The organism is Thauera humireducens (genome assembly GCF_001051995.2).
Taxonomy (GTDB): domain Bacteria; phylum Pseudomonadota; class Gammaproteobacteria; order Burkholderiales; family Rhodocyclaceae; genus Thauera; species Thauera humireducens.
Genome location: NZ_CP014646.1, coordinates 2192075 through 2211707, shown reverse-complemented (window position 1 = coordinate 2211707; position 19633 = coordinate 2192075). Strand labels below are relative to the sequence as shown.

At 66.5% G+C, this 19633-nt stretch carries 16 protein-coding genes; 9 read left to right on the top strand and 7 right to left on the bottom strand.

Going from position 1 to position 19633, the window contains the following annotated elements:
• Positions 1-145: 145 nt before the first annotated feature.
• The 3 genes from AC731_RS10425 (at position 146) to AC731_RS10415 (ending at position 4343) form a co-directional block, all read left to right on the top strand.
• Positions 146-1141: an oxidoreductase gene (locus AC731_RS10425; protein ID WP_004262825.1), complete on the top strand. Its 996-nt coding sequence runs from the start codon at positions 146-148 to the stop codon at positions 1139-1141.
• A 12-nt stretch (positions 1142-1153) separates the two neighbouring features.
• Positions 1154-2353: a GGDEF domain-containing response regulator gene (locus tag AC731_RS10420; protein WP_048705872.1), complete on the top strand. Its 1200-nt coding sequence runs from the start codon at positions 1154-1156 to the stop codon at positions 2351-2353.
• 97 nt (positions 2354-2450) lie between these two features.
• Positions 2451-4343, top strand: coding sequence for a propionate--CoA ligase (locus tag AC731_RS10415; RefSeq protein ID WP_048705870.1), 1893 nt, complete (start codon positions 2451-2453; stop codon positions 4341-4343).
• A gap of 113 nt (positions 4344-4456) precedes the next feature.
• Here the strand turns inward: AC731_RS10415 and AC731_RS10410 are convergent, their stop codons facing one another.
• The 5 genes from AC731_RS10410 to AC731_RS10395 form a co-directional block, all read right to left on the bottom strand.
• Positions 4457-6259: an SLC13 family permease gene (locus AC731_RS10410; protein WP_048705868.1), complete on the bottom strand. Its 1803-nt coding sequence runs from the start codon at positions 6257-6259 to the stop codon at positions 4457-4459.
• A gap of 160 nt (positions 6260-6419) precedes the next feature.
• Positions 6420-6749 carry a YMGG-like glycine zipper-containing protein gene (locus AC731_RS10405; protein ID WP_048705866.1) on the bottom strand — a complete coding sequence of 110 codons (330 nt, stop codon included), beginning with the start codon at positions 6747-6749 and terminating at the stop codon, positions 6420-6422.
• A gap of 72 nt (positions 6750-6821) precedes the next feature.
• A complete protein-coding gene (locus AC731_RS20245) occupies positions 6822-7400 on the bottom strand; it encodes a S16 family serine protease (RefSeq protein WP_237266517.1) in 579 nt (192 codons plus the stop codon).
• Positions 7394-9244, bottom strand: coding sequence for an AAA family ATPase (locus AC731_RS10400; protein ID WP_237266516.1), 1851 nt, complete (start codon positions 9242-9244; stop codon positions 7394-7396). The genes AC731_RS20245 and AC731_RS10400 overlap by 7 nt, the downstream gene beginning before the upstream one ends.
• A gap of 69 nt (positions 9245-9313) precedes the next feature.
• Positions 9314-10531 (bottom strand): glycoside hydrolase family 2 TIM barrel-domain containing protein, encoded by a 1218-nt coding sequence (locus AC731_RS10395; RefSeq protein ID WP_156480699.1) that lies wholly within the window; start codon positions 10529-10531, stop codon positions 9314-9316.
• Between the two features lie 172 nt (positions 10532-10703).
• On the opposite strand from AC731_RS10395, the gene groES reads away from it, so the two are divergent.
• From groES to AC731_RS10365, 6 genes are all read left to right on the top strand, one after another.
• Positions 10704-10994, top strand: coding sequence for a co-chaperone GroES (gene groES, locus AC731_RS10390; protein WP_004262792.1), 291 nt, complete (start codon positions 10704-10706; stop codon positions 10992-10994).
• 52 nt (positions 10995-11046) lie between these two features.
• A complete protein-coding gene (gene groL / locus AC731_RS10385; RefSeq protein ID WP_004262789.1) occupies positions 11047-12696 on the top strand; it encodes a chaperonin GroEL in 1650 nt (549 codons plus the stop codon).
• 390 nt (positions 12697-13086) lie between these two features.
• Positions 13087-13773: a response regulator transcription factor gene (locus AC731_RS10380; protein ID WP_004262786.1), complete on the top strand. Its 687-nt coding sequence runs from the start codon at positions 13087-13089 to the stop codon at positions 13771-13773.
• Complete coding sequence (locus tag AC731_RS10375; protein WP_038011974.1) at positions 13748-15232, top strand: sensor histidine kinase; 1485 nt, start codon at positions 13748-13750, stop codon at positions 15230-15232. Before AC731_RS10380 ends, AC731_RS10375 begins: the two co-directional genes overlap by 26 nt.
• Before the next feature lie 148 nt (positions 15233-15380).
• Complete coding sequence (locus AC731_RS10370) at positions 15381-15689, top strand: DUF485 domain-containing protein (RefSeq protein ID WP_004262781.1); 309 nt, start codon at positions 15381-15383, stop codon at positions 15687-15689.
• On the top strand, positions 15686-17404 hold the full coding sequence (locus tag AC731_RS10365) for a cation acetate symporter (RefSeq protein WP_048705860.1): 1719 nt from the start codon (positions 15686-15688) through the stop codon (positions 17402-17404). The genes AC731_RS10370 and AC731_RS10365 overlap by 4 nt, the downstream gene beginning before the upstream one ends.
• Positions 17405-17479: 75 nt before the next feature.
• Here AC731_RS10365 and AC731_RS10360 read toward each other — a convergent pair whose 3' ends face one another.
• Both AC731_RS10360 and AC731_RS10355 read right to left on the bottom strand, forming a co-directional pair.
• Positions 17480-18919: a sensor histidine kinase gene (locus tag AC731_RS10360; RefSeq protein ID WP_048705858.1), complete on the bottom strand. Its 1440-nt coding sequence runs from the start codon at positions 18917-18919 to the stop codon at positions 17480-17482.
• Positions 18909-19577, bottom strand: coding sequence for a response regulator transcription factor (locus tag AC731_RS10355; RefSeq protein WP_048705856.1), 669 nt, complete (start codon positions 19575-19577; stop codon positions 18909-18911). The genes AC731_RS10360 and AC731_RS10355 overlap by 11 nt, the downstream gene beginning before the upstream one ends.
• Positions 19578-19633 lie beyond the last annotated feature (56 nt).

The following is a 19633-nucleotide window of genomic DNA, read 5'->3' as shown; positions in this document are numbered from 1 at the left end:
GATGGGTTGCGCGGATTATCGTCCAAACGCGCGCGAACTGAAGCGGCCCGCAGCGACACCACGGGGCATACCGGGGATGTGGCTATAATCATGCTGAATCGCAGCACAAGCAACGAATGCGTCACGCCACGAGGAGATTGCCTGCATGAGCCCGTTCAAGGCCTACCTGATCGACCAGGACGAGAACAGGAAGCTCGTCAGCCGCATGGTGACGCTTGCGCCCGAACAGCTGGACGAGGGCGAGGTCACGATTCGCGTGCATTACTCGAGCATCAACTACAAGGATGCGCTGGCGGCGACGGGGGCGGGCAAGATCATCCGGCGCTTCCCGTGCGTGGGTGGCATCGACCTGTCGGGCGAGGTGGTCGACAGCACGGACGCGCGCTTCAAGGCGGGCGACAAGGTCATTGCGACCAGCTTCGACATCGGCGTGGCGCATCACGGCGGCTATGCAGAGTACGCACGCGTGCCCGCCGGCTGGGTGGTGCCACTGCCCGCGGGGCTGGACCTGTTCGAGGCAATGGCGCTGGGTACGGCGGGCTTTACCGCCGCGCTGGGCGTGGTGCGGATGGAAGACAACGGCCTTGCGCCCGCGAACGGTCCGGTCATCGTCACGGGCGCGACCGGTGGTGTTGGCGGTCTTGCCATCGACATGCTGTCGCAACTCGGTTACCACGTGGTCGCTCTTACCGGAAAGGCGTCCGAGGCCGACTATCTGCGCGAACTGGGTGCAGCCGAGATCAAGCTGCGCGCCGAGATCGACTTCGACAAGGTGCGCCCGCTCGAGGCTGCGCAGTGGGCCGGGGCGGTCGACAACGTGGGCGGGCAGATCCTGCACTGGGTGCTGGCGACGATGAAGCAGGCCGGCACGGTTGCGAGCATCGGCAACGCCGCCAGCTTCAACATCAACACCACGGTATTTCCCTTCATCCTGCGCGGGGTCAGCCTGCTCGGCATCGATTCCGGCTACATGGGTTTCCCCACCCGCCAGCGCGTGTGGGACCGTCTGGCCTCCGACCTCAAGCCGCGCCACCTTGCAAAGGTCACGCGTGTGATCGACTTCGATGCGTTGCCGGGCGCTTTTGATGATTTCGTCCAGGGTCGCGTCAAGGGCCGTACGGTCGTGCGGATTGGTGCCTGAGGTGTTCGGGAGATGTGGCCGGTGACGACTGAAGACGACAAGGTGGCCCGCGTACTCGTCGTGGACGATTCGCGCATGGTGCGCGCATCGATCATCAAGCATATCCGCGGGCGCTTCGATGCGCGGGAGGAGCCGGACGGGGAGGCGGGCTGGGAGGCCTTGCTGGTCGATCCGGCGATAGACCTTGTCGTCACCGACATCGGCATGCCGCGTCTGGATGGTTTCGGCCTGCTGCAGCGCATTCGCGAATCCAAGGTCGCGCGGGTACGCAACCTGCCTGTTGTTATCATCTCGGGCGACGAGGACGAGAACGCTCGCGAGCGCGCGCTCAAGCTGGGCGCGAACGGCTTCATCCCGAAGGGCGTCGGCACCGTCGAACTGCTGGCGACGCTGGATTCCCTGGTGCGGCTGGCCAAGACGCAGAACGAACTCGAGGAGAGCCGGGCCGCGCTGGCGCGGCAGAGCCCGCAGGATCCGGAGACCGGGCTTGTCACCGGTGGCTATCTGGAGCATCGCGGGGAGCAGGCGCTCGCGGAGTCGCGTCGCCGTGAAACCGACATCGCGGCACTCGTCATCGAACTCGATCAGTTCGATCAGCTGGTCGAGCGGTATGGCCTGCATGTGGTCGAGCTGATCGGCCGCAAGATCTCGAAGATCGTGACCGGGCGTATCCGCGCCGAGGACAGCCTGTCCAAGCATTCGCCCTCGCAGTTCGCGCTGTTGTCGCCCGGCATCGACATGTTGTCGAGCTGTGCGTTCGCGCTGCGGCTTCGCGCCAGCCTCGAGAAGCTGGTCATGGCCTACCGCGAGGAGCGCATTCGGATCACCGTCACGATCGGGGTGGCCAACTCCGCCGTCGACGGCAAGGGCAAGGTCAGTGAGTTGCTCGCCGCGGCGCGCGCGCGCTTGCAGCAGGGGCAGCGTGTGGGTGGCAACTGCGTGGTGTCCGACCGCGGCCTGGTCGACCAGGCGACGCAGGCTGGAAACACGACGCGGTTGTGCAGCATCGACGCCGCCCTGCGTCACCTGCGTGCCGGTACGACCAAGGAGGTGGAGGCCCGCTTGCCCGACATCGTCGGTACGCTGATGCCGCTACTCGAGTTGATAGAATCACGCCTGCACTGCGGGTTGCCGCTGGAGCAGCTCGAACAATACCAATACAAGCCGGAAACCGGCAGTGACGAGATGGATGGCACACAGACCGCCATCTGAGTCGAAATGGCTGCGCGTGGCGCAGGCGCTTTCCCGGCGCAGCGTCTCGGGCAGCACGTCATTTGCAAGACAGGGAATCGAAAAGGGAGAGGAAGCAATGACCGATTACCAGCAGTTTCACCGCCGCTCGATCGAGGACCGCGACGGGTTCTGGGCCGAGCAGGCGCAGCTCGTGCACTGGAACACGCCCGCCGAACAGATCTGCGACTTCTCGAAGCCGCCTTTCGTGAAGTGGTTCAAGGGCGGTGAAACCAACCTCTGCTACAACGCAGTGGACCGCCATGCCGCCAAGCGCCCCAATGACCGTGCGCTGGTGTACATCTCGACCGAGACCAACGAGGAGAAGGTCTATTCCTTCGCCGAGCTGCAGCGCGAAGTCGAGCGCATGGCGGCGATCTATCAGGATCTCGGCGTCAAGCGCGGCGATCGCGTGCTGATCTACATGCCGATGATTGCCGAGGCCGCGTTCGCGATGCTGGCCTGCGCGCGCATCGGCGCCATCCACTCGGTGGTGTTCGGCGGCTTCGCGGCCGGCTCCCTCGCCACCCGCATCGACGACGCCAAGCCGGTGCTGATGGTCAGCTCGGACGCCGGCATGCGCAACGGCAAGCCGGTGCCCTACAAGCACCTGGTGGACGAAGCCTGCAAGCTCGCCGAATTCCCGCCCGCCAAAGTGCTGATCGTCGACCGCGGCCTGGACAAGGGCTTCCCACGTGTCGAAGGCCGTGACGTCGATTACGCCGAGCTGCGCGCCAAGCACATGGACGCGAAGGTGCCGGTCGAGTGGCTGGAGTCCTCCGAGCCGAGCTACATCCTCTACACCTCCGGCACCACCGGCAAGCCCAAGGGTGTGCAGCGCGACACCGGCGGCTACACCGTGGCCCTGGCGGCGTCGATGAAGCACATCTTTACCGGTGGCGAAGGCGAGACCATGTTCTCGACCTCCGACATTGGCTGGGTGGTCGGCCACAGCTACATCATCTACGGGCCGCTGATCGCCGGCATGGCCACGATCATGTATGAAGGCACGCCGTTGCGCCCGGATGCCGGCATCTGGTGGCAGATCGTCGAGAAGTACAAGGTCAGCGTGATGTTCTCGGCGCCGACCGCGGTGCGCGTGCTGAAGAAGCAGGACCCGGCCTTCCTCAAGAAGTACGACCTGTCCTCACTCAAGCACCTGTTCCTGGCCGGCGAGCCGCTGGACGAGACCTCGCACCAGTGGATCATGAGCGAGCTCGGCATCCCGGTGATCGACAACTACTGGCAGACCGAGACCGGCTGGCCGATGCTCGCCATCTGCCGCGGTGTCGAGGACAGCCCGATCAAGCTCGGTTCGCCCGCCTTCCCGGTCTATGGCTACGACCTGCGCATCTTCCGCGAGGACGGCACCGAGTGCGGCGCCAACGAGAAGGGCATTGTCGGCATCATGCCGCCGCTGCCGCCGGGCTGCCTGTCGACCGTGTGGGGCCAGGACGAGCGCTTCGTCAGCACCTATTTCAGCCTGTTCACCGAGCCGGTCGTCTATTCGTCGTCCGACTGGGGCATCAAGGACGAGAAGGGCTACCACACCATCCTCGGCCGCATGGACGACGTGATCAACGTCGCCGGCCACCGTCTCGGCACCCGCGAGATCGAGGAAGCGGTGCAGACCCACCCGGCGATCGCCGAAGTGGCCGTGGTGGGCGTGGCCGACGAGCTCAAGGGCCAGATGCCGATGGCCTTCGCGGTGGTCAAGAATGCCGCCGATGTCGACACCGCCGAGAAGCGTGCCGCGCTCGAGAAGGAGGTGATGAAGAAGGTCGACGAAAGCCTGGGGGCGATCGCACGTCCTGCCCGCGTGCACTTCATCAACGGGCTGCCCAAGACGCGCTCGGGCAAGATGCTGCGGCGCTCGATCCAGGCGCTGGCCGAGGGCCGCGATGCCGGCGACCTGACCACGATCGACGATCCGAGCACGCTGGAGCAGATCAAGTCGGTGCTGAAGGGCTGATCGCAGGCGGGCGCCAGCTCTGGCTGGCGCCTTGCGTGACGGGTATCAGATGAAGACGGGGGCATACGTGCCCCCGTCTTGTTTTTCCGACGTCGCGTTGTCGCCTGCCGGTCTCAGGGATGGAACGGCCAGAACAGCGGAATCAGCACGCTGCACAGCAGCCAGGTGATGATGTTCATCGGTACGCCGAGGCGGGCGAAGTCGCTGAAGCGGTAGTTGCCGGCGCTATAGACGAGCGTATTGGTCTGGTAGCCGATCGGCGTGGCGAAGCTGCAGCTGGCGGCAAACATGACGCCGACGACGAAAGGGCGCGGATCGACCCCCATGTGCTGGGCGAGGCCGATCACGACCGGCGTGAACAGCACCGCGATCGCGTTGTTGCTGAGGGCCTCAGTGGCGAGCGAGGTGATCAGGATCACCAGCGACAGCATCATCCACGGCGACAGGCCGTCGCCAAGGCTTGCGAGCTGCCCGGCGAGCAGGATGTCCAGCCCCGAATTGCGCATGCCGACGCTGATCGCGAGCATCGCGAAGATCAGGGTCAGGATCGGCCATTCGATCGACTTGTAGGCCTCGTCGCTGGTAATGCAGCCGGTGACGATGACGGCGACGGCGCCGATCAGTGCCAGTCCTTCGATCGGCATCAGGTCGAGGGCGGCAAGCAGCATCACGCCCACGATGGTGCCGAGCGCGACGGGCGCCTTGTGGCGCCGGCTGGTGAGCTGGCGCCCCTCGGTGATCGCGAACAGGTCGCCGTTGTCGCAGAAGCGCTTGATCTGTGCCGGCGTGCCCTCGACCAGCAGCACGTCGCCGCCCAGCAACTGGAAGTCGTCGCCGATCTGCGAGAAGGACGCGTCGCGCCGATGCACCGCGATCAGGTGAATGCCGTAGCGTGCGAGCAGGTCGAGGTCGCAGATCGGCCGCTGGATGTAGCGCGAGGTCTGGCCGACGATCGCCTCCACCATGACGACGTCGCGCCGCCGGAGGGTCTCGAGTTCGTGCGGATCGGTGCCGGGCTGGGCCTGCAGGCCGACGAGGTCGGTGCTGCGCAGTTCCATCATTGCCTTGCTGCGGCTGCGCACGACGATGCGGTCGCCGACCTCGATCCGGGTCGCGGGATCGGGCGAGTGAAGCTCGGTTTCGCCGCGCACCAGGTTGAGCACCTGGATGGTGCCATTGCTCAGGCGGGCCTCGCGCAGCGACTTGCCGGGCAGGTGCGAGCCTTCGGGCACGAACAGCTCGGTCATGAACCAGCGGTCGCCGCTGCCGGTGAACTGCTGGGTCAGCGTCTCGCGCACCGGCAGCAGGCGCGGCGCGAAGATGAGCATGAAGGCACTGCTGACCAAGGCCATCAGCATGGCCGGCAGGCTGATCTCGAACATCGTGAACGGCGTGAGGCCCTGGGCGCGGGCAACGCCGTCGACGAGGATGTTGGTCGAGGTGCCGACCAGGGTCACCAGGCCGCCCATGATCGTGGCGTAGGAGAGCGGGATCAGCAGGCGCGAGGGCGCAAGGCCGTTGCGGCTGGCGACGGCGATGACGGCCGGGATCATCACCATCACGACCGGCGTGTTGTTGATGAAGGGCGAGACGAGCAGGCTGGTGGCGATCAGTGCAAACAACAGCTTGCGTTCGCTGCCGCCCGCGGCCGCGGACAGCCATTCACCCAGGGTGTCTACGCAGCCGGTGCGCGACAGTGCGCCGCTGATGATGAACAGGCAGGCAATGGTGATGGGTGCGCTGTTGCCGAATACGCCCACGACGTCACGGGCGCTGAGCACACCGCCTGCCAGCAATACGGCGACGGCCGCCATCGCCGCAACGTCGGGCTTGAGCCATTCGCGCACGAAGGCGACGAACAGCACGACGAGGACGAGGCCGACGAAAGGCGCGGCGAGGGTTTCCGGCAGGAGCATGGTGGCGGTAAGGCACGACAGAGCGCCGAAGCTTACCGCCAGGCTTATGACTGTTTTAGATTAAAAAGTGGATTGCTTATTCATTCGAGTGCAATGCGCCGCCCGTTTCGGCTGACTCGGCAAATGAGGGCGACGGCGGCGAATCGACGCGGAAAGGGGCTCAGCAGTGCCCTTTCTTGGCCTGTCCCGGCGGGCAGAAGTGGCCGCGATTCGGAGCGTGGCGGCGGTCCTCGTAGTAGCGGCGCTCTTCGTGCCGAACCGGTTCGCGCACGCGGCGCTCTTCATTGTCGTAGCCGACAGCAGCACCCACGCCGCCGCCCACGGCACCGCCAATGATGGCGCCTTCGCGTCCACCAATCGCCTCGCCGATCACGGCACCGGCGCCACCGCCGATGGCGCCGCCGAGCGCGGTCGAGCCGCCGGCCTGGGCCGTGCCGGCGATAAGGAGCGAGAGAAGGGCTGGCAGCAGGGGCTTGAGGCGGGTGAGCATGGCGATTCCAATCAGGTTGTGATGATGCGTGGATGTTACTGGGCGCGTGACCGGCCTGTCGATTGCCCGGTGTCAGGAAATGTTGCGTTTGTCACTGCGGCGGCCTGCGAGCGATGCGTTGAATTCGCGTCGCAACTGCGCCAGCTTCTTCAGGCCCCCGGCCACGCGGCCATTGACCGAGTCCTCGGGTTCCATGCGGCCGTTCGCGTCCGGCGTGCCAGCGGGCAGGCCAGTCAGGCGTTCCAGCGCCTCATCCACGTCGGTCACGGCCCAGATCCGGAAGCGGCCGTCGCGTACGGCGACGACGACGTCCTCGCGCAGCATCAGGTGGCACACGTTGGCGTGCGGAATCAGCACGCCCTGCTCGCCGGTCAGGCCGCGCGCCGCGCACAGGTCGAAGAAGCCTTCGATCTTCTCGTTGATGCCGCCCACCGGTTGCACGATACCGAACTGGTTGATCGATCCGGTGACGGCGATCGACTGACGGACGGGCACGCCTGCCAGTGCGGACAGCAGCGCGGCGAGTTCGGCCAGCGAGGCGCTGTCGCCCTCGATGCCGCCGTAGGATTGCTCGAACACCAGGCTCGCCTTGAGCGACAGCGGCAGGGTCATGCCGAAACGCGAGGCGACGAAGGACGACAGGATCAGCACGCCCTTGGCGTGGATCGGACCGCCTCGCGCTCGATGTCGATCACTTCGCCTTCGCCCACGCGCACCGTGGCCGTGATGCGCACCGGATGGGCGAAGCTGTCTTCGCCCAGCGGTATCACCGCCAGGCCATTGACCTGGCCGACGTGCTCGCCGTCGGTGTCGACCAGCAGTTGGCCGCGCTGGATCTCCTGCTGGTAGTGCAGGCGGATGCGCTCGTGGCGCTGGCGGTGTGCGGTGAGGGCCGCCTCCACGTGTTCGCGCTCGATCTGCGGGCTGCCCGCCGCGGTGGCGAAACGCGCCGCTTCGCGCAGGCGGTCGTCGAGGGCCTGGGTGCGCGCGCTCAGGCGCTCGGCGTCGCCCGCCTGGCGCGCGGCATCGTCGATCAGCCGCGCCACGGCGGCGGCCGACAGCGGGGGCAGGGCCTCGTGCCGGGCGCGGCCGGCGATCAGGCGCGCATAGGCTGCGGTGTTCTCCTGCGTGCGCACGATCTCGCTTTCCATGTCGGCATTGATGCGGAACAGTGGCGCGAACTCCGGATCGTACTGGGTGAGCAGGTAGTAGATCAGGCGCTCGCCGATCAGGATGACCTTCAGGTCCAGCGGCAGCGGTTCGGGCTCCAGTTGCACCGAGCCGGTGACGCCGATCAGCTCGGACAGGGACTCGATGCGCAGTCGCCCCGACTTCAGCGCGCGCTTCAGGCCTTCCCAGGCGAAGGGCTGGGACAGCAGCTTGACGGCGTCCACCACCAGAAAGCCGCCGTTGGCGCGGTGCAGGGCGCCGGCCCTGATCAGCGTGAAGTTGCTGACCAGCGTACCCATGTGCACGAGGTGGTCGATGCGGCCGACGAGGTTCTGCAAGGTCGGATGGTCCTCGCATACGACCGGTCGCGTGCCGTCGGCGGGGTTCTCGACGAGCAGGTTCACCAGATAGCGCTGCACGGTGATCGTGCCGGAGTAGGTGACGGTGTCCGCATCCTCGTCGGCGTGCGGGGCGGCGTGGAGCGACTCGCCGCTGGCGATGATGTCCTGCAAGACCGCGTCGAGGTGGGCGCTGACCTCGGGGAGGTCGGCATAGGCGGGCTTGAGCTCCTCGATCATGTGCCGTACGGTCACGCCGAGCGCGTCGCGTCCCGCGTCGCGGATGCGGTTCTGCAGCTCCCGCCGCCAGCGCGGAAAGTCGCCACCCATCAGGCGATGCATGCGTTCGTGCAGCAGCTTGATGTTGTCGCCCAGTTCCTTCTGCCGCGCCTCGGGCAGTTTCTCGAACTCATCCTGCGACAGCGTGCTCTCGGCGTCCTTCATCGGCAGGAAAGCGAAGCCGTGCGGCGTGCGCAGCAGGGCAATGCCCAGTTTCTGCGCTTCGTCGCCGAGTGTGCGCAGGGCGGCCTCCTCGCGCTGCTTGGCGTCTTCCTGCAAGGCCTCGATGCGGTTGCGGTAGTCGTCGCTCTCGAACACCGCGCCGATCGCAGGCATCAGTTCCTCGACGAAGCGCTCCATGTCGCTGCGGAAGCCCGCGCCGCGCCCGCAGGGCAGGCGCAGCAGCCGCGGCTGCGAGGCCTGGGCGAAGTTCCAGACATAGCACCAGTCCGCCGGCGGCGCGCCGCGATGGCGTTGGTTCTCCTGCAGACGGGCGACGATGTCGTGCCGCCCGCTGCCCGTGTCGCCGAGTACGAAGAGGTTGTAGCCGGGGCCTTCGATGTCCAGCCCGAGCCGGATCGCACCGATCGCGCGGGCATGGATGAAGCCGACGTCGGCGTCGTCGATCTCGGCGGTGGATGAGAACCCGAGGGAAGAAGGGTCGCAAACGGTACGGAGGCGTTCCGGCGGCAGCGGGGCGACGTGCATCTGCAGGACCTTGCTGTTCTTCTTGCGCCATCATAGACCGCGCGAGGCGAGGCGGGATGCAACGCGTGTTCAGCGCACCAGGAAGGGCAGGTTGGCGGTGGCCGCCTTGCCGTGACGGTCGCGCACGGTGATGAACAGGCGGTAAGGGCCTGGCCGTGGGGGAGCGATGAAGCGAACGCTGGAAGCATCCTCATGCAGCACGCGGATGTCGGCGGCATCGGGTGGCGTTTCGGCATCGCCACCCTTGCGCAGGTCGGTGGCTTCGGCGAGCACCTGCCATTCGGTGCGCAGGGGTGTGCCGTCGGAGGCCGCGGCGTCGATGCCGGCCGATACCTCCGCCCCCGGCGCGAAGACGTCGGCGGCGATGCCGATGCCGCGCACGACCGGCGCCGGCGTGCCGGGCTGCCCGCCCCAGGCGGTGGTCACCGCGTCGCTCATCGCCGTGGCACTGCCGTCGGCCAGCAGTAGTCCGTGCCAGGTGCCCGTCTGTTCCTGCTTTGCACCCCACAGGAAGGGGAATGCACCGCGAATCTGAGGGTGCGTCTTCAGGAAGGCGAGGGCGTCCACGAAGAAGCGCGCCTTCTCGGTGCTGGTCAGTTCGACTGGCGCGCCCCAGGGTTTGCGCCCGGCCTGCCACTGGCCGAGGGGGCCGAGTTCGGCGACCACCACTGGTTTCGTGATGCCGGCGGCGCGCAGCCGCTGCGGCAGGTCGAACACCGCGCCGGCATAGACATTGATGCCGAGCAGGTCCACGTTCGGGCAGCACCCGGCAAGGGCGCGGAAGGCGTCCATGCCAGTGTCGGCGACCACCATCATCGTCGGATGGGCCGGATCGACCCGCCGGACGAGGCCGGCGAGGCGGTCGACCTCGCGCCACAGCGGCATCGGGTCGGTCACGCCGGTCTCCACCTCATTGCCAACGCCCCACGCGAGCAGGGCGGGGTGGTGACGATGGCGCGCGACGAAGTCGAGCACGGCCGCCTCCTGTCGCCTCACCGCGGCCGGGTCGTCGTAGCGGAAGCCGTGGCGCGGGTGTTCCAGCCACAGACCCATCACCACCTTCATGCCGAGCCGCTGGGCTTCGTCGAGCACCCATGCGTCGGCCTGCCGATAGACGCGAACGACTTCGGCCCCCGCCGCCGCCAGGCGCGCCAGGCTGGCGCGATCGCCTTCGAACGCGGCGCCCTGCCACGGTGTGCCGCTGGCCGTTGCGCACGGGCTCAGCAGGGTCACACACAGTGACAGCAGCCCGAGCAGATGACCTGAAAACTTTTTAGTTCGAAGCACCCTTGAAATCCCCCCAACCCGTCCCTATTATTAGCACTCGTTGGCAGTGAGTGCTAACAAGCTTCGTGCGATAGCGATATCGCCGCGCAGAAGCAGACTGCGAATTTATCCGCGGGCCCGGCCCGCAACTCAATCAACCCAAACAGTTGAACCGTAGATAGGAGAGAACTCGATGAAGATTCGTCCCCTGCACGATCGCGTGATCGTCAAGCGTCTGGAAGCCGAACGCAAGACCGCCAGCGGCATCGTGATCCCGGACAGCGCCGGCGAGAAGCCCGATCAGGGCGAAGTGCTGGCCGTCGGCAACGGCAAGATCCTGGACGACGGCAAGGTGCGTCCGATGGCCGTCAAGGTGGGCGACAAGGTGCTGTTCGGCAAGTATGCCGGCCAGGCCGTCAAGGTCGAAGGCGAAGAGCTCCTCGTGATGCGCGAGGAAGACATCATGGGCGTGGTCGAGGCCTGAGCCTCCGCCAATCCCTGAAACGCTAACCGAAACATTTACGGAGTTCTGAAGAATGGCAGCTAAAGAAGTCAAGTTTGGTGATTCCGCCCGCGAACGCATGGTCGCCGGCATCAACATCCTCGCCAACGCAGTCAAGGTGACCCTGGGCCCGAAGGGCCGCAACGTGGTGCTGGAGCGCTCGTTCGGCGCCCCGACCGTGACCAAGGATGGTGTCTCCGTCGCCAAGGAAATCGAACTGAAGGACAAGTTCGAGAACATGGGCGCGCAGATGGTCAAGGAAGTCGCTTCCAAGACCTCGGACATCGCCGGTGACGGCACCACCACCGCTACCGTGCTGGCCCAGTCGATCGTGCGCGAAGGCATGAAGTTCGTCGCCGCCGGCATGAACCCGATGGACCTGAAGCGCGGCATCGACAAGGCCGTCATCGCCACCATCGACGAGCTGAAGAAGCTGTCGAAGCCCTGCTCGACCAACAAGGAAATCGCCCAAGTCGGCTCGATCTCGGCCAACTCCGACAGCGACATCGGCGACATCATCGCTAACGCGATGGACAAGGTCGGCAAGGAAGGCGTCATCACCGTCGAAGACGGCAAGTCGCTGCAGAACGAACTCGACGTCGTCGAAGGCATGCAGTTCGACCGCGGCTACCTGTCGCCCTACTTCATCAACAACCCGGACAAGCAGGTTGCGATCCTCGACAACCCCTTCGTCCTGCTGTTCGACAAGAAGATCTCGAACATCCGTGACCTGCTGCCGGTGCTGGAGCAAGTCGCCAAGGCCGGCCGTCCGCTGCTGATCATCGCCGAAGACGTCGAAGGCGAAGCCCTGGCCACCCTGGTGGTGAACAACATCCGCGGCATCCTGAAGACCTGCGCCGTCAAGGCCCCGGGCTTCGGCGACCGTCGCAAGGCCATGCTGGAAGACATCGCCATCCTGACCGGCGGCCAGGTCATCGCCGAGGAAGTCGGCCTGACGCTGGAGAAGGCCACCCTGGAAGATCTGGGCCAGGCCAAGCGCATCGAAGTCGGCAAGGAAAACACCATCATCATCGACGGTGCTGGCCAGGCCGAGCGCATCGAAGCTCGCGTCAAGCAGATCCGCGTGCAGATCGAGGAAGCGACCTCTGACTACGACCGCGAGAAGCTGCAGGAACGCGTGGCCAAGCTGGCCGGTGGCGTGGCCGTGATCAAGGTCGGTGCCGCGACCGAAGTCGAAATGAAGGAAAAGAAGGCCCGCGTCGAAGACGCCCTGCACGCCACCCGCGCTGCAGTGGAAGAGGGCATCGTCCCGGGCGGCGGTGTTGCGCTGCTGCGTGCCCGCGCCAACCTGGGCGGCCTGAAGGGCGACAACCACGACCAGGACGCCGGCATCAAGATCGTGCTGCGCGCCATGGAGCAGCCGCTGCGCGAGATCGTCGCCAACGCCGGTGACGAAGCCTCGGTGGTGGTCAACAAGGTCGTCGAGGGGTCGGGCAACTTCGGCTACAACGCTGCGACCGGCGAGTACGGCGACATGGTCGAGATGGGCGTGCTGGACCCGACCAAGGTCACCCGCACCGCGCTGCAGAACGCCGCGTCCGTCGCCGGCCTGATGCTCACCACCGACTGCATGGTCGGCGAGCTGGCCGAAGACAAGCCGGCCGGCGGCATGCCGGGCATGGGCGGCATGGGTGGTATGGGCGGCATGGACATGGGCATGTAATGCCCGGTCCGCAGCCCCGGTTCATCGGGGCTGCACTGGCTTCAAGACAAAAGCCTCGCGCAAGCGGGGCTTTTGTCGTTCACGCGAGTCGTTCACGCGACGCGTGTTGGTCCTCGGTGGGCCGCGCGCAGCGATCACGGAAGGCTGCGCAAACCGTGGGATAATCTTCGGGACTTGGGACGATCGACGACCTCGTCCGGCACGTGATCTGCGCAGGGAAAGAGGCAAGGGCGGTCGGAGAAAAGTCGGCAGGGAGCGGCGACGGCTTGAGCAGGCCGCTCCCTGAAGCGCGCAAGCCGTGCTGGCGCGCTTCCGATGACCGAGCAAAAGGAGAACAGCGGGACCGATGCTAGGCGCGACCGCTTACACGTAACTTACATCCGGAATTTCATGCGCATTCTTCTCGCCGAAGATGACCCAGTGATCGCCGACGGCATTGGTCGTGCCCTCAAGCGCAGCGGATATGCGGTAGATCACGTGGATAACGGCGTCGAGGCCGATGCGGCGCTGGCCTCGCAGCCTTACGATCTGCTCATTCTCGACCTCGGCATGCCGCGCCTGGGGGGCATCGAGGTGCTCAAGCGGCTGCGCGCGCGCAAGTCGGCGCTGCCGGTGCTGATCCTGACTGCGCAGGACGGCGTCGATGACCGGGTGCGAGGTCTCGATGCCGGGGCCGACGACTACATGACCAAGCCCTTTGCGCTGCCGGAGCTCGAGGCGCGGGTGCGGGCGCTGACGCGCCGCGGCACCGGGCAGGCGCGTTGCCTGGAGCTGGGACGGCTGTCCTACGACCAGGCTGACCGCGTGGTGAAGGTGGATGGACAGGTGCTGGAGCTGTCCGCGCGTGAGATCGGGCTGCTGGAGGTCTTTCTGCTGCGTGTCGGGCGCCTCGTCAGCAAGGACCAGTTGGTGGACCATCTGTGCGGATGGGGCGAAGAGGTCTCGAGCAATGCCATCGAGGTGTATGTCCATCGCCTGCGCAAGAAGCTGGAGGCCAGTGGGGTGCGGATCGTGACCGTTCGCGGGCTGGGGTACTGCCTGGAAAACTCGGATGCGGTCCCGGCGACGAAAGCCTGAGAAGGTGGCGCCCGGCGCCAGGCGCACCGGGCCGCCGAATTCGCTCTTCGGCGAGATCCTCGACTGGATGCTCGCGCCGCTGCTGTTCCTGTGGCCGATCTCGATCATCGTCACCCACAACGTCGCCGACAACATCGCGAACCAGCCTTACGATCTTGCACTGGCCGACAGCGTGCGTGCGCTTTCGCGCCTAGTGACGCTCGCCGACGGCCAGGTCGTCGTGCATTTCCCGGCACCGCCGCGGGCGCTGTTCCGTGCCGACCAGGACGACGTGCTGTACTTTCAGGTGGCGGACGAGCAGGGCGTGACACTGACTGGCGACCCGGAGATTCCGCGACCGCAGCAGTTGGTCAGTCCGGTGGGCGAGGAGGTGCTGTTCCGCGACGAGATCATCCACGGTGAGGAGACGCGTGTTGCCTATCGTCTGCTGCGTCCGGGTGAGGGTGACGCATCGCCCCTGGTGCTGGTGCAGGTGGCCGAAACGCGCAACAAGCGCAGCGACCTCGCGTCGCGCGTCGTGACCGGGGTGTTGCTGCCGCAGTTCGCGATCATCCCGCTTGCGGTGGTGCTGGTATGGGTGGGCCTGTCGCGCGGCATCGCCCCGCTGAACCGCTTGCAGAGCCTGATCCGCCGCCGGCGTCCGACCGATCTGTCGCCCGTCCCGCCGGCCAGCGTGCCCGAGGAGGTGCGTCCGCTGATCATCGCCTTCAACGACATGATGGCGCGGCTGGAGGAGAACCTCCAGGCGCAGCAGCGCTTCATCGCCGACGCCGCGCACCAGATGCGCACGCCGCTGACCGGCCTGAAGATGCAGACCGATCTTGCGCTGCATGAGACCGATCCCGAGCAGTTGCGGCAGTCGCTCGCCCATATTGCCGAGAGCACGGACCGTGCCGCCCACCTCATCAACCAGTTGCTGTCGCTGGCGCGGGCCGAGGCGAGCTTTGAAAAGCTGTACGCGGTCGAGCCGGTGGATCTGGGTGCGGTGGTGCGCGAGGTGGCGCTGGAGTTGTTCCCACGCGCGCAGACCAAGAGCATCGATCTCGGCGCGGAGGGCGGCGAAGGCGAGCTGCTCGTCGAAGGCAATGCGGTGCTGTTGCGCGAACTGGTGAAGAACCTAGTGGACAACGCGATCAAATACACGCCGCGCGGTGGCCATGTCACCGTACGCACGCGCTTCGCAGGTTCTCCGGTGCTGGAGATCGAGGACTCCGGTCTCGGGATTCCGGATGCCGACCGCGAGCGCGTGTTCGAACGCTTCTACCGTGTGCTCGGCAGCGGTGTGGACGGGTCCGGGCTCGGCTTGCCGATCGTGCGCGAGATTGCGGAGTTGCACCGTGCGACCGTCACGCTGGATGCCAACCCGGCGGGGCAGGGCACCCTGGCGCGCGTGGTGTTCCCGCGCTCCCATCTGCAGCTGCCGCCGGCGGTGCAGGGCGATGTCTATCCCCTAGGTTGATGCGTTCAGCTGGCGTTAAGATTGCGTTAAGTATTTGTTATTAAAAGATATTTTTATGAGCGCGTAAGCGGAATGTAAGTCTTCGACCCTACCTTGTGTCGGACTGGGCGCCTGCCCGGCCGGTTCACTAAAGGCGAGGAGGGGAAACATGGAAGACGATCTGGTGAAGAAAATCACCGCCAATCCGAAATACCAGAAGCTCGTGGGGGTTCGCACGTCCTACGGCTGGCTGCTGACGATCATCATGCTGGTCGTGTACTACGGCTACATCGCGGTGATCGCGTTCAGCAAGGAGTCGCTGGCCGTCCGGCTCGGCGAGGGAGTGATGACCGTCGGCATTCCTGTCGGCCTGGGCGTCATCGCTTTCACCGTCATCATCACCGGCATCTACGTGCGCCGCGCGAACTCCGAGTTCGATGCGCTGACCGCCGATATCGTCAAGGAGAGCGGCAAATGAACGCTCATCTCGCACGTCTCTCCGCGGGCCTGGCGCTGGCTGCACTGTCCCTCGTTGCGCTCGCCGCCGGTGGCGACCTCGGCCAGGCCGAGAAGCAGGCGACGAACTGGACCGCGATCATCATGTTCGGGGTGTTCGTCATGGGCACCTTGTACATCACCAAGTGGGCCGCGGCGAAGACCAAGTCGGCGGCGGACTTCTACACGGCCGGCGGCGGCATCACCGGCTTCCAGAACGGGCTCGCGATCGCCGGCGACTACATGTCGGCCGCGTCCTTCCTCGGCATCTCGGCGGCGGTGATGATCAGCGGCTACGACGGCCTGATCTACTCCATCGGCTTCCTGGTCGGCTGGCCGGTGATCACCTTCCTGATGGCGGAGAAGCTGCGCAACCTCGGCAAGTTCACCTTCGCCGACGTCGCCGCCTACCGCTTCAAGCAGACGCCGATCCGCGCCTTCGCGGCCTCGGGTACGCTGGTCGTGGTGGCCTTCTACCTGATCGCGCAGATGGTTGGCGCGGGCCAGCTCATCAAGCTGCTGTTCGGGCTCGAGTACTGGATGGCGGTCGTGATCGTCGGTGCGCTGATGATGGTGTATGTGCTGTTCGGCGGCATGACGGCGACGACCTGGGTGCAGATCATCAAGGCCTGCCTGCTGCTGGGCGGCGCCTCCTTCATGGCCTTCATGGTCCTGCTTGCCTACGGCTTCTCGCCCGAGGCGCTGTTCGCCGACGCGGTGCGCATCAAGACCGAGGGCGCGATCGCCGGAGGCAAGACGGCAGAGGAGGCCGGACTGCTCGGCCAGGCCATCATGGGACCGGGTTCCTTCATCAAGGACCCGATCTCGGCCATCTCCTTCGGCATGGCGCTGATGTTCGGCACCGCGGGCCTGCCGCACGTGCTGATGCGTTTCTTCACCGTGCCGGACGCCAAGGAGGCGCGCAAGTCGGTGTTCTGGGCGACGACCTGGATCGGCTACTTCTACATCCTGACCTTCATCATCGGCTTCGGTGCGATCGTGCTGGTGTCCACCAACCCCAGCTTCCTCGATGCCAAGGGTGGCCTGATGGGCGGTGGCAACATGGCGGCGATCCACCTGGCGAACGCGGTCGGCGGCAACGTCTTCCTCGGTTTCATCTCGGCGGTCGCCTTCGCCACCATTCTGGCGGTGGTTGCCGGCCTGACGCTCTCCGGCGCCTCGGCGGTGTCGCATGACCTGTACGCCACGGTGTTCAAGCAGGGCAAGGCCGACTCGGCGGCCGAGCTGAAGGTGTCGCGCATCACCACGCTGGTGCTGGGCTTCGTTGCCGTCATCCTGGGCATCGCGTTCGAGAAGCAGAACATCGCCTTCATGGTGTCGCTGGCCTTCGCGATCGCCGCTTCGGCTAACTTCCCGGTGCTGTTCATGTCGGTGCTGTGGAAGGACTGCACGACGCGTGGCGCGACCATCGGTGGCTTCATCGGCCTCATCACCGCGGTGGCGCTCACGATCGTGTCGCCGTCGGTGTGGGAGGCCACGCTGGGCAATCCGAAGGGGTCGGCGCTCTTCCCCTACACCTCGCCCGCGCTGTTCTCGATGGCGGCCGGCTTCATCGGCATCTGGCTGTTCTCGATTCTCGACGGCAGCGCGCGTGCCCGTGAAGACCGCGCCGGTTATCTCGCGCAGCGGGTGCGTGCGGAAACCGGCATCGGCGCCGCGGCGGCATCGAGCCACTGAGTCGCGTCCCCGGCCCGTTCCCGAAGCGGGAAGGGCCAAGGGCCTGGGGCCGGACAGGGGGCGGTGAGCGAGGGCTCACCGCCCCCTGTCGTTCGAGGCGGGCAGGCTGACGCGAACGACCGTGCCATGCCCGTGAGCGCCGCTGGCGAGGGTGATGTGGCCGCCGTGGCAGTGCACGATCTCGCGCGCGATCGGTAGCCCGAGCCCGCTGCCCCCCACGGTCGTGCCGGTGTGGCGATAGAAACGCTCGAAGACTTGCGCGCGGACGGATTCGGGGATGCCCGGTCCGGTGTCCGCCACCTCGATCTCGATGCGATGACCGTCGGCTGCCTGGCTGCAATGGAGGGTCACGCTGCCGCCGGCTGGCGTGTACTTCAATGCGTTATCCATCAGGTTGGAGATCAGCTCCTGCAGCAGGGTAGGGTCGCCGACGAGACTCACCGCCTCGCGCTGGATGCCGAGATCGATGCCGCGGCGGTCGGCGACTTCCAGCCAGCCTTCGACCAGGTCGTCGATCAGTGGCGCCAGTTCGACCGGCGTGGCGTCCGCGAGCATGCGACCGCCGGACTCGGCGCGCGCCAGCGCCAGCAGCTGGTTCGCCAGACGGGTGACGCGATCGACCGAACTCCGCAGGCGGGCCCGCGCGGTCTCGTCCAGCGGCCGGGCTTCGAGCAGCTCGAGCTGCATCTGCAATCCGGCCAGCGGCGTGCGCAACTGGTGTGCTGCGTCCTGCAGGAATTCGCGCTGCCGGGCGCTGGCCTTGCGCAGGCGTTCGAACAAGGCATTGAGTGCACCGACCACTTCGCGGATCTCGTCCGGCACGGCGGCGAGGTCGATCGCGGACAGGTCGGTGCCGGCACGTCTGCGTAACGAGTCGGCCAGGCGTTGCAGCGGGGCAAGGCCGGAGGGGATGCCGAAGCGCGCGGCGACGGCAGCGGCGAGCGCTAGCAGTACGCTGGCCGAGACGAAGCCCAGCAGCAGCCGATCCATTGCGTCCCGGCGCTTGTGCAGGGTCTCCCCGACCGTGACGTAGATGCCGCCGTCGCCCACGCTGCGGTACAGGCGCACGGCGCGCACCGGTTCGCCTCGATATTCCAGCTCGCGAAACACCGCTGTCCGCGGGGGCTTCGGCGGCGGGGTGTTCGCGCCGGCCGCGGGCTCGGCTTGGTAAGGGATCGGCAAGGTCGAGGCCGGATCAAGGTCGTCCAGGATGGGGAAGTCGGCATCCCCGCCCAGCACGCGGTTCCGTTCGTCGCGCACCCGGAAGAAGATCTCGTCCTGGGTGTCGGTGCGCAGCATGCGTTCGGCTTCGGCCGGGAGGTCCAGCTCGGGCCAATTGCCGATCGGGTGGACATGGCTGGCGACGCCGTGCGCGAGGTTGAGCAGGTTCTGGTCGTACGCGCTGTTGACGACACTCTTGGCCGTGCCGTAGGCCACGGCACCTGCGGCGAGCATCAGCAGCGTGGTCGGGCCGGCAAGCGCCTGCAGCAGGTTGCGGCGAAGGCTAGGCTGCACCGTCGCGTCGATCCTTCAGTCGTTCGAGGCGATAGCCGAAGCCGCGCACCGTGCGGATCAGGAGCCCTGCCGCCTCAAGCCGGGGACGGAGACGCGACACGTACACTTCCAGCGCGTTGCCGCTACCGTCGCCCTGCAGGCGTTCCCGTGCCACCGTGCGCCCGTCGGCGCGCACGAGGGCTTCGAGGATGTCCCATTCGCGCCCGGTCAGCGCCAGGGCCTCGCCGTCGAGCTCCGCCAGTCGTCCCTCGGCGTCCAGCAGCAGCGGACCAAAGCTCAGCGGCGGCGCGCCCATGGCGCTCCCTCGCCGCTGCACGGCGCGCATGCGTGCGGTCAGTTCCGCGAGCTGGAATGGCTTGACGAGATAGTCGTCCGCGCCGAGATCGAGTCCGTAGATCCGGTCGTCGAGTGCGTCGCGCGCGGTGATCAGGATCGCCGGAAGCCGCTGGCCACGACTGCGAATCCGGCGCACGACCTCGTAGCCCCCGAGTCCGGGCAGCCCGACGTCGACCAGCACGAAGTCGAAGCCCTCGTCCTGCAGGCGCCGGTCGGCGGCGAGGCCGTCCACCTCGTGGCAGACTTCGTCCCCCTGGCCGCGCAGGAATTCAGTGATTCCGCCCGCCAGGGTCGGGTCGTCTTCAACCAGCAGTACGCGCATCTTGTCCTCTATCGACCGGGCCCTCGGTCCGTGCGAACGACATCGTAGCGCGCAGC

Bases quoted from the DNA above. Each gene is read 5' to 3' on its own strand.
- AC731_RS10425 (WP_004262825.1), top strand. From the start codon at position 146: ATGAGCCCGTTCAAGGCCTACCTGATCGACCAGGACGAGAACAGGAAG.
- AC731_RS10420 (WP_048705872.1), top strand. From the start codon at position 1,154: ATGTGGCCGGTGACGACTGAAGACGACAAGGTGGCCCGCGTACTCGTC.
- AC731_RS10415 (WP_048705870.1), top strand. From the start codon at position 2,451: ATGACCGATTACCAGCAGTTTCACCGCCGCTCGATCGAGGACCGCGAC.
- AC731_RS10410 (WP_048705868.1), bottom strand. From the start codon at position 6,259: ATGCTCCTGCCGGAAACCCTCGCCGCGCCTTTCGTCGGCCTCGTCCTC.
- AC731_RS10405 (WP_048705866.1), bottom strand. From the start codon at position 6,749: ATGCTCACCCGCCTCAAGCCCCTGCTGCCAGCCCTTCTCTCGCTCCTT.
- AC731_RS10400 (WP_237266516.1), bottom strand. From the start codon at position 9,244: ATGCACGTCGCCCCGCTGCCGCCGGAACGCCTCCGTACCGTTTGCGAC.
- groES (WP_004262792.1), top strand. From the start codon at position 10,704: ATGAAGATTCGTCCCCTGCACGATCGCGTGATCGTCAAGCGTCTGGAA.
- groL (WP_004262789.1), top strand. From the start codon at position 11,047: ATGGCAGCTAAAGAAGTCAAGTTTGGTGATTCCGCCCGCGAACGCATG.
- AC731_RS10380 (WP_004262786.1), top strand. From the start codon at position 13,087: ATGCGCATTCTTCTCGCCGAAGATGACCCAGTGATCGCCGACGGCATT.
- AC731_RS10375 (WP_038011974.1), top strand. From the start codon at position 13,748: ATGCGGTCCCGGCGACGAAAGCCTGAGAAGGTGGCGCCCGGCGCCAGG.
- AC731_RS10370 (WP_004262781.1), top strand. From the start codon at position 15,381: ATGGAAGACGATCTGGTGAAGAAAATCACCGCCAATCCGAAATACCAG.
- AC731_RS10365 (WP_048705860.1), top strand. From the start codon at position 15,686: ATGAACGCTCATCTCGCACGTCTCTCCGCGGGCCTGGCGCTGGCTGCA.
- AC731_RS10355 (WP_048705856.1), bottom strand. From the start codon at position 19,577: ATGCGCGTACTGCTGGTTGAAGACGACCCGACCCTGGCGGGCGGAATC.